Genomic DNA, 8,897 nt, shown 5'->3' on the forward strand with positions numbered 1-8,897 from the left:
GCCCTGTGGACGACCCGGCCGGCCTCGCCCACGGAGGCGGTCAGTGGGCGGTCCAGCCGCCGTCGAGGACGAGTGAGGCCCCGGTGACGAAGGACGCCTGCGGGCTGCACAGGTACGCCACCGCCTCGGCGACCTCCTCCGGTTCGATGAGCCGCTTGACGGCGCTGTCCCGCAGCAGCACCTCGGACAGCACCCGCTCCTCGGGGATGCCGTGCGCCTGGGCCTGGTCGGCGATCTGCTTCTCGACCAGGGGGGTGCGCACGTAGGCCGGGTTCACACAGTTGGAGGTCACGCCGTGGGCGGCGCCTTCGAGGGCGGCGGTCTTGGACAGGCCCTCCAGTCCGTGCTTGGCCGCCACATAGGCCGACTTGTAGGCCGAGGCGCGCAGACCGTGGACGGAGGACACGTTGACGATGCGGCCCCACCCCTGCCCGTACATGTGGGGCAGGGCGCCGCGGATGAGCCGGAAGGGCGCCTCCAGCATCACCGTGAGCACGGTGTGGAAGACGTCCGGCGGGAACTCCTCGAGGGGGCGGACCAGCTGCAGCCCCGCGTTGTTGACCAGCACGTCGGTGCCCGCGGCGGCGTGTTCGGCGGCGTCGAGGTCGGTGAGGTCGAGGACGTGCGGTTCGACCGTGCCGGTGAGGTCGCGGGACCGCTCGACGAGCGCCTCCAGGCCCGCGGCGTCCCGGTCGACGGCTCTGACCTTGGCTCCGGCGGCCGCGAGCCGCAGCGCGCAGGCGCGGCCGATGCCGCCGGCGGCGCCGGTGACGAGGGCGGTGCGGCCGTCGAGGCCGAGCGGGGTGGCGTGGGGAGCCGGGAGGGCACGGGGCACGGTCATGCCTCGACCCTAGGCAGCGCCCCCACCCCACCCCATGTGGTCACACCCCATAGTTCACTCGGAACCCGTGGTGTCGAACCATGTGGGTGCGTCGGACAGGGCCTGCTTGATCCGGAACACCCCGGCCTCGTTGAGGTCGGGCAGGGCGTCCACCGCGAACCAGCCCACCTCCAGCGACTCGTCGTCGTTGACCCGCGCCTCGCCGCCGACCGCCCGGCAGCGGATGGTGATGTCCATGTACTGGCAGGTGTCGCCGTTGTCGTAGGTGACCGGCTTCAGCGCCTGCACGACCACGATCCGCTCGGCGACGCACCGTACGCCGGTCTCCTCCTCGACCTCCCGCACGGCGCAGGCCGCGGGCTGCTCCCCGGGGTCCGGGATGCCTCCGATGACCGACCACCTGCGCGTGTCGGTCCGGCGGTTCAGCAGCACTCTGCCCTCGTCGTCGAAGACGACCGCGGTGACTCCGGGGAGCCAGAGCAGCTGGTGGCCGGCGGACGCGCGCAGGGTGCGGATGAAGTCAGGGGTAGCCATGGGCCGACCCTAACGGGCCGGCCGGGCCGCCCCGCCGCGCCGCGAGGGGCGTGCGACCGGTGTACGGCTACACGTCACCGGCGCGTCGCCCGCGCATCCCGGCGCCGACCGCCCAGCCGAGCCCGCCCGCGGCGACCAGCACGAGGGCGGTCTCCGGCAGCACGCCGAGCCGCGTGGCGGGCGTCCGCGAGGAGCGCAGCGGCACCTCCTGGACGAGGGTGTCGGCCGTGAACATGCCGGTCCGCCGGGTGATCGTCCCGTCGGGCAGGATGATCGCGCTGACGCCGCTGGTCACCGGCACCGTGACGGTGCGGCTGTGCTCGACCGCGCGGACCCGGGACATGGCGAGCTGCTGGTAGGTCATCTCGCTGCGGTCGAAGGTCGCGTTGTTGCTCGGCACGGAGATCAGCCCGGCGCCCGCGGTCACCGTGTCGCGCACGGCCCAGTCGAAGGCCGCCTCGTAGCAGGTGACCAGGCCGACCTCGGCCCCGTTCATGGCGAACACGCCGGGTTCGCCGCCCCGGCTGAAGTCCTGGCGGACCATCGCCGTCCAGGTCTCGTTGATCGCCCCGATGAGCGAGCGCAGCGGCAGGTACTCGCCGAACGGCTGGATCTGCCGCTTGTCGTAGGTGTCGACGGGGCCCTTCGCCGGGTCCCACAGGATCTGCTCGTTGAGCAGCCTGCCGTCCCGCTCCACGACGCCGCCGACCGAGATGGGCACGCCGATCGCCTTGGCCGCCCCGTCGATGACCGTCCGCGCGTCGGCGTGGGCGAACGGGTCGATGTCGGAGGAGTTCTCCGGCCACAGCACGAGGTCCGGCCTGGCGACCTTGCCCGCCTTCACGTCGGCGGCCAGCCGCAGCGTCTCCCGGGCGTGGTAGTCGAGCACCGCGCGCCGCTGGGAGTTGAAGTCGAGGCCCAGGCGCGGGACGTTGCCCTGGACGACGGCGACGGTCACGGTCCCGTCCTCGGCCGTGCCGCTGACCAGGGGCCGGGCGGCCACCGCGCCCGCGACCGGGACGGCGACGCTCAGCAGGCCGACGGCGGCCGCGGCCCGCCGTACGGTGCCGGTGCGCCGGAGCCGCACGGCCAGGCGGGCGACCTCGTACAGGCCGAAGCCGCACAGGACGACCGCGAAGCCGAGGACCGGGGTGCCGCCCAGCGCGGCGAGCGGCAGGAAGACGCCGTCGGCCTGCCCGAACGCGATCTTGCCCCAGGGGAAGCCGTGGAACGGCACGCGCGCGCGGGCCGCCTCGCCCGCGGTCCACAGCGCCGCCGCCCACACGGGCCAGGCGGGCAGCCGGGACACGGCGGCGACCCCGGCGCCGACCAGCGCGACGAAGACCGCCTCGATCACCACCAGGGCGAGCCAGGGCCCAGGGCCCACCTCCACACCGGTCCACACCAGCAGCGGCAGCAGGAAGCCGAGCCCGAACAGGTAGCCGAGGCCCAGTCCCGCCTTCCAGCTCCGGCCCCGCAGCACCCACCCGAGGACCGCGAACGCCGGCAGGGCCAGCCACCACAGGGTGCGCGGCGGGAAGCTGACGTAGAGCAGCAGGCCGGAGAGCGCGGCCGCGAGGGCGGGGACGAAGCGCAGGAGCCGCCGGCCGCGCGCCGCGGGCGCGGTCCGCGGCTCCAGCTGGTCCGACTCGCCGACGGAGGTTGCGGTGACGGTCACCCCGGGAGTCTACGGCGCGTGACCTGGGCGGGGACAGCGCAGTCCGCGGGGCGGCACCCGGCGGCGGCGACGACGGCGAGGCCGGGTGACCCGGATCACGGGCGCCGGACAGGGTGTGCGGACGCGCGGCGGGTGCGGGGACGGCCCCCGGCCCGCCCGCGGACTCCGGGCGACGCGATGCGCCCCCGCGCGCGTGCCTCCGCCTCCCCTGCCGCTCAGCGAGCGGCCGCCCCCGGCTCGGCCGGGCGCAGCCTGGACTTGATGATCCGGACGGCCGCCTCCGCGTCGTCCACGGTGACGGTGAAGGTGTGGCCGTCCCACAGGCGCACGAGGACGCCCTCGCCGCGGCGGACGACGACGGCGGTGCCCTTCTCGGGGCGCCAGCGGTACCCCCAGCCGCCCCAGTGACGCGGAGTGACGTGGGAGACGTACTCGGCGCCGGCGACGTGCGAGAGCGGGATGCGGCGGCGCGGGACACCGATGTGGCCGCACCGCACCTCCAGCCACTCCTTGTCGATCTTGAGGGCGACGTGCACGAACGCCAGGGTGCCGAAGAGGACCAGCAGCCCGCCCGCGATGCACCCGACGACGGCCATGACCAGCGGGGCGATGCCGGACGTCCACGGGGAGTCCACGGCCAGCAGGATCCCGAGCGCCATGCACGCGGCACCGGCGAGCGCCGGCAGCCACTGGTACCGGTTGGTGGCGCGGCCGGTCCAGACGTCGGGGTGGGGGGCGGGCTCGCCGTGGCGGTGGTCCCTCATGCTTCGAGGTTACTCACGTTTCGCTGCGCGGGTACCGCGTCGCGGAGCGTGACTGCGCCGACCGGGCGGGGCCCGGTGGCTACCGGGCGGGAGCCGCCGTCTGCAGGAGACGGCCTTCCGCGTAGGCCAGGGCGGCCGCGGGCAGCGCGCCCTCGCGCCCACTGAGCAGCACGGTGAGGGTGCCGCCGGCCGGGGCCTGCGGGGCGGGCTGCGCGCCGAGGCGGCGCAGCGCCTGGGCGGCCACGGCCCCGGCGGAGCCGTGCAGGACGAGCGGCGGGCGGCCGGGGCGCTGCACGGCGGTCCTGATGCGCTCGGCGACCAGCTCGTAGTGGGTGCAGCCGAGGACGACGGTCGTCACGTCGTCGGGGGTGAGCTCGGCGGCCGCGGCGACGGCGGCGTCGATCGCCGTCTCGTCCGCGCGTTCCACGGCCTCGGCCAGCCCCCAGCAGGGCACCTCGGTGACCGGGACGCCGTCGGCGAACCGCCGGATGAGGTCGCGCTGGTACGGGCTGCCGGTGGTGGCGGGCGTGGCCCAGATCGCGAGGTGGCCGCCGCCGGCCGCGGCCGGCTTGATCGCCGGGACCGTGCCGACGACGGGCAGGCCGGGCTCCAGGCGGGCGCGCAGGGCGGTGAGCGCGTGCACGCTGGCGGTGTTGCAGCCGACGATCAGGGCGTCGGGCCGGTGGGCGGCGGCCGCCTCGGCGACGGCCAGGGCGCGCTCGGTCAGGTCCTGGGGGGTCCTGGGTCCCCACGGCATGCCGTCGGGGTCGAGGGAGAGGACGAGATCGGCGTCCGGGCGGAGACGCCGTACCGCGGCGGTGGCCGCGAGCAGACCGATTCCGGAGTCCATGAGCGCGATCTTCACCCGGCCACGATAGACGATGAGCCGTCCCGGGCCGGCGGGGTGGGGCAGACTGCGCACGTGAGCGCCCTCCTCTGGACCGCCGCCGGATCACTCGCCGCCTGGTGGTGGCTGCTGCTCTGCCAGGGCTTCTTCTGGCGTACGGACGTCCGGCTCCCGCCGCGCCGGGATCCGGAGGCGTGGCCGTCCGTGTGCGTCGTCGTCCCGGCGCGCGACGAGGCGGCGGTGCTGCCCGCCGCCCTGCCGTCGCTGCTCGCCCAGGACTATCCGGGGCGGGCGGAGGTCTTCCTGGTGGACGACGGCAGCCGGGACGGCACCGGGGAGCTGGCGCGCGGCCTGGCGCGCCGGCACGGCGGACTGCCGCTCACCGTGGACTCGCCCGGTGAGCCGCCCGCGGGCTGGACCGGCAAGCTGTGGGCGGTGCGCCACGGGATCGGCCTGGCACGCGCGCGTGCCCCCGAGTACCTGCTGCTGACCGACGCGGACATCGCGCACGCCCCGGACAGCCTGCGGCAGCTGGTGGCCGCGGCGCGCACCGGCGGCTACGACGTGGTCTCCCAGATGGCCCGGCTGCGGGTGGCGAGCCGGTGGGAGCGGCTGGTGGTGCCGGCGTTCGTGTACTTCTTCGCGCAGCTGTACCCGTTCCGCCGGATCGGGAAGGTGCGGGCCGGGGGGAAGGCCACGCGTACGGCGGCCGCGGCGGGCGGCTGCGTGCTGCTGCGCGCGGAGACCGCCGAGCGGGCCCGGATCCCGGACGCCATCCGGCACGCGGTCATCGACGACGTGGCGCTCGCGCGGGCCGTCAAGCGGGCCGGCGGCCGCGTCTGGCTGGGGCTGGCCGACCGGGTGGAGAGCGTGCGGCCGTATCCGCGGCTGGGCGACCTGTGGCGGATGGTGGCGCGCAGCGCGTACGCGCAGCTCCGCCACAGCCCGGTGCTGCTGGCCGGGACGGTCGCCGGCCTGGTGCTGGTGTACCTGGTGCCGCCGGCGGCGGTCGTGGCGGGACTGGCCGCGGGGGACGCGGCCGCCGCGGCCGTGGGCGCGGCGGCGTGGCTGGTGATGACGGGGACGTACGTACCGATGCTGCGCTACTACCGGCAGCCGCTCCGGCTCGCTCCCCTGCTGCCGTTCACCGCGTTCCTTTACCTGCTGATGACGGTGGACTCCGCGGTGCGGCACCACCGGGGACGGGGTGCGGCCTGGAAGGGCCGCACCTACGCGCGTCCGGAGGCGCTGCCCGAGGAGGGCTGAACGCCCGCCCCGGGGGGCTCACTTGCGGCCCGGGGTCCAGTTCATGCCCCAGCCGTAGGCGTGGTCGACGGTCCGCTGCGGGCTCACGCCGCGCTCGGGCACCAGGTAGCGGGCCTCGCGCCGGACGACCAGGTCGCCGCCGGTGTTGGTGATCAGGGCGAGAGCGCACACCGGCGAGGGGAGGGTGCACTCGTCGAGGGAGAAGTCGACCGGGGCGCCGTGCTGCGGACTGAGGGTGACGGTGGCGTGCAGGTCGGCGAAGGAGCGGGCCCCTTCGTAGATGGTGACGAAGACCAGGATGCGACGGAAGGCGTCCTTGTGGTCGAGGTTGACAGTGAGGTTCTCCCCGCTCTCCACGGCGCCGGTGCGGTCGTCGCCGTCGAGGTGGATGAACGGGGGCCGGTGCAGCGCGCCGAAGGCGTTGCCGAGCGCCTGGACGACGCCCTTGCTGCCGTCGGCGAGCTCGTACAGGGCGCACAGGTCGAGGTCGAGGTCCGCGTGCAGGGCGACGGGGCGGCCGAACTTGCTGCTCCACCCGGAGAACTGCTTGCGCACCTGCCAGTTGAGGTTCACCCGCAGGGCGCCGGAGGTGCCGCCCTGCTTGGTCAGCGAGACCGACGGGGACGCCTTGGTGAGCGTCACCTTGGTGAGGCGGACCGGTGCGGCGGGAGGCGCCGCGGGCGGCGGGCCGGCCGGCCGCGCCGGCGGCGGTGCCACGGTGACCGGGGGCGCGACGGGCGCCGGGGCGGCCCGCTGCGGCTCGTCCACCGTGATGCCGTAGTCGGTGGCCAGGCCCTCCAGGCCGCTGCTGTAGCCCTGGCCGACGGCCCGGAACTTCCAGGCGCCCTGGCGGCGGTAGAACTCGCCGAGCACGAAGGCCGTTTCGGTGGTGGCGCCGGTGCTGTCGAAGCGGGCCGCCACCGTGCCCCGGGCCGCGTCCCTGACCTCGACGGACAGGTCGGGGACCTGCCCGAAGGTGCCGCCGTCGGCGGAGGCCGCGACGATGACCGTCTCGATCGAGGGCTCCACGCGCGCGAGGTCGACCAGGAGCGTGTCGGTCACCCGGCCGCCGGCGTCCCGCTTGCCCTCGTGCCGGACCGCGCCCGAGGAGTGCGCGGGCTGGTTGTAGAAGACGAAGTCCGCGTCGGAACGCACCTTTCCGCCGACCAGCAGCAGCGCCGAGGCGTCCGCGTCGGGCACCCCCGGTCCGGAACGCCATCCCACGTCCACGCGCAGCGCCGTGGCCGGCACCGGAGTGTTCGATCCTTTCGGCATTGACATGTCCGCCCCCATACCTGTCTCCGCGCCGGTCCGCGTCCCGGCGGTCGTCGGATTCCGTGCGCACAACCTACGCGCCGGGACGCGCCACGCCCATCGGCGGACGCCGGCAGCCCGGGGCAACCGCCGGTAACCCGCCCGGAACTCGGCTTTTACAGGATCCGACCCATGATCGGCGCCCTTTTTCGCCATGTTCGCTCGTATTGGCGACCCGGCGTCACCCCGCGCACGGAAAACAACCCTCTTATCGGTCTCCCCAACCAGCACATCGTGGGCTTAACTTATGTGCCATGACCTCCCCCGGTTCCACCTATGGCGGCGGCTACTACTCCGCCTCCTTCCCGGACACCCCGATCTACGACTCGCTCGTCAAGGAGCGGGGCACCCCGCAGATCGCCCCGATCCGGGTCCCCGCGCAGTACGACACGCCGGGCAGCCACCTGCCCGCCCTCCCGTCGGCGCTGCCCGCCCTCCCGGCGGCCCCGGCACAGCCCTCCTACGGCTACCCGCAGATGCAGCAGCCCGCCCCGCTCCAGCAGGCGCCCGCGGCGTACATCCCGCAGCAGGCCACCGCGCCGCGCGGCTACCCCGGGCCGCAGCCCCAGCCGCCCCGGCCCGCGCCGGCGGTCGCCGCGGGCTACGAGGCGATGCGCCCCGCCGCTCCCCGGCCCGCCCCGGCGCCCTATCAGGATCCGTACAACAACCAGCAGTACCGCGGTTACTGAGTCCTTCCCGGGGCGTCGGTGCCGCCTGGCACGATGACTCCATGGCGAACGCGTACCTGCACTCACTGCACGTCCATCCGGTCAAGGCGTTCCGGGGCCTGGCGCCCCGGGAGGCCGTCGTGGAGCCCTGGGGGCTGGCCGGGGACCGGCGTTGGGTGCTGATCGACGACGGGGGAAAGGTCGTCACGCAACGCCAGCAACCGCGCCTCGCCCTCGCCGCCGCCGAGCTCCTGCCCGGCGGCGGCGTACGGCTGTCCGCACCCGGCAGGGAACCGCTGGAGGTGCGCGTCCCCCGGGCCTCCGGCACGGTGACCGTGGAGATCTTTCGCGACAAGGTGGAGGCGGTCCCCGCCGAGGACGCCGCCGCGCACGCCTGGTGCAGCGCGTACCTCGGCGCCGCCGTGCGCCTGGTGCACCTGGACGATCCGGCCGTGCGCCGGCCCGTCGACCCGGAGTACGCCCTGCCGGGCGAGACCGTCTCGTTCGCCGACGGCTACCCGCTGCTGCTCACCTCGGTCGCCTCCCTCGACGCCCTCAACTCCCTGATCGCGCAGGGCGGTCACGCTCAGGAGGGTCCCGTGCCCATGAACCGCTTCCGGCCGAACGTGGTCGTGGCGGGCACCGCCGCCTGGGCCGAGGACGACTGGACGCGCGTCACCGTCGGCGAGGTCGCCTTCCGCGTCGCCAAGCCCTGCGGGCGCTGCGTCGTGACCACGACCGACCAGGGCACCGCCGAGCGCGGCCGGGAGCCCCTGCTCACGCTGGGCCGCCACCGGCGGCGGGGGTCCAAGCTGCTCTTCGGGCAGAATCTGGTGCCGCTGTCCGGCGGCACGATCCGGGTCGGGGACCCGGTCACGGTGGCGTAGGGGAGCGTGGCGGAGGCCGGGGGGGGGGGGCCGGGCGGGGCCCCCCCCCCCCGGCCCGGCCGGGGGGGGGGGGGGGCTCTCCCCCGGCGGGGCCCGGC

9 protein-coding genes are annotated in these 8,897 nt (G+C 75.3%); 3 read left to right on the forward strand and 6 right to left on the reverse strand.

Annotated features, from left to right (window positions below; genetic code table 11):
- Positions 1-40: 40 nt before the first annotated feature.
- From ACIF8T_RS11065 to ACIF8T_RS11085, 5 genes are all read right to left on the reverse strand, one after another.
- Positions 41-841, reverse strand: coding sequence for a 3-hydroxybutyrate dehydrogenase (locus tag ACIF8T_RS11065; protein WP_400033489.1), 801 nt, complete (start codon positions 839-841; stop codon positions 41-43).
- A gap of 54 nt (positions 842-895) precedes the next feature.
- Positions 896-1,375: an NUDIX hydrolase gene (locus ACIF8T_RS11070; protein ID WP_400033491.1), complete on the reverse strand. Its 480-nt coding sequence runs from the start codon at positions 1,373-1,375 to the stop codon at positions 896-898.
- 67 nt (positions 1,376-1,442) lie between these two features.
- A complete protein-coding gene (gene lnt, locus ACIF8T_RS11075; RefSeq protein WP_400033493.1) occupies positions 1,443-3,053 on the reverse strand; it encodes an apolipoprotein N-acyltransferase in 1,611 nt (536 codons plus the stop codon).
- Positions 3,054-3,268: 215 nt separating this feature from the next.
- Positions 3,269-3,817, reverse strand: a complete 549-nt coding sequence (locus ACIF8T_RS11080) for a hypothetical protein (protein ID WP_400033495.1) — start codon at positions 3,815-3,817, stop codon at positions 3,269-3,271.
- A gap of 79 nt (positions 3,818-3,896) precedes the next feature.
- Positions 3,897-4,682, reverse strand: coding sequence for a glutamate racemase (locus ACIF8T_RS11085; RefSeq protein WP_400033497.1), 786 nt, complete (start codon positions 4,680-4,682; stop codon positions 3,897-3,899).
- A gap of 39 nt (positions 4,683-4,721) precedes the next feature.
- Between ACIF8T_RS11085 and ACIF8T_RS11090 the strand changes: the two genes are divergently transcribed.
- Positions 4,722-5,930: a glycosyltransferase gene (locus ACIF8T_RS11090; protein WP_400033499.1), complete on the forward strand. Its 1,209-nt coding sequence runs from the start codon at positions 4,722-4,724 to the stop codon at positions 5,928-5,930.
- A gap of 18 nt (positions 5,931-5,948) precedes the next feature.
- On the opposite strand, the gene ACIF8T_RS11095 is transcribed toward ACIF8T_RS11090, so the two are convergent.
- The gene (locus ACIF8T_RS11095) at positions 5,949-7,205 is read right to left on the reverse strand and encodes a TerD family protein (protein ID WP_400033923.1); all 1,257 of its coding nucleotides are present in this window, start codon (positions 7,203-7,205) and stop codon (positions 5,949-5,951) included.
- Between the two features lie 293 nt (positions 7,206-7,498).
- Between ACIF8T_RS11095 and ACIF8T_RS11100 the strand changes: the two genes are divergently transcribed.
- Both ACIF8T_RS11100 and ACIF8T_RS11105 read left to right on the forward strand, forming a co-directional pair.
- A complete protein-coding gene (locus tag ACIF8T_RS11100; protein ID WP_400033501.1) occupies positions 7,499-7,933 on the forward strand; it encodes a DUF6643 family protein in 435 nt (144 codons plus the stop codon).
- Between the two features lie 41 nt (positions 7,934-7,974).
- A complete protein-coding gene (locus ACIF8T_RS11105; RefSeq protein ID WP_400033503.1) occupies positions 7,975-8,799 on the forward strand; it encodes an MOSC domain-containing protein in 825 nt (274 codons plus the stop codon).
- Positions 8,800-8,897: the final 98 nt, after the last annotated feature.

Origin of the sequence: Streptomyces sp. NPDC085946 (genome assembly GCF_044540485.1) — a bacterium.
Lineage (GTDB): Bacteria > Actinomycetota > Actinomycetes > Streptomycetales > Streptomycetaceae > Streptomyces.

Excerpts from the sequence above, each read along its gene's own strand:
- ACIF8T_RS11070 (WP_400033491.1), bottom strand. The coding sequence starts at position 1,375 with ATGGCTACCCCTGACTTCATCCGCACCCTGCGCGCGTCCGCCGGCCAC.
- ACIF8T_RS11105 (WP_400033503.1), top strand. The coding sequence starts at position 7,975 with ATGGCGAACGCGTACCTGCACTCACTGCACGTCCATCCGGTCAAGGCG.
- ACIF8T_RS11080 (WP_400033495.1), bottom strand. The coding sequence starts at position 3,817 with ATGAGGGACCACCGCCACGGCGAGCCCGCCCCCCACCCCGACGTCTGG.
- ACIF8T_RS11095 (WP_400033923.1), bottom strand. The coding sequence starts at position 7,205 with ATGCCGAAAGGATCGAACACTCCGGTGCCGGCCACGGCGCTGCGCGTG.
- ACIF8T_RS11100 (WP_400033501.1), top strand. The coding sequence starts at position 7,499 with ATGACCTCCCCCGGTTCCACCTATGGCGGCGGCTACTACTCCGCCTCC.
- ACIF8T_RS11065 (WP_400033489.1), bottom strand. The coding sequence starts at position 841 with ATGACCGTGCCCCGTGCCCTCCCGGCTCCCCACGCCACCCCGCTCGGC.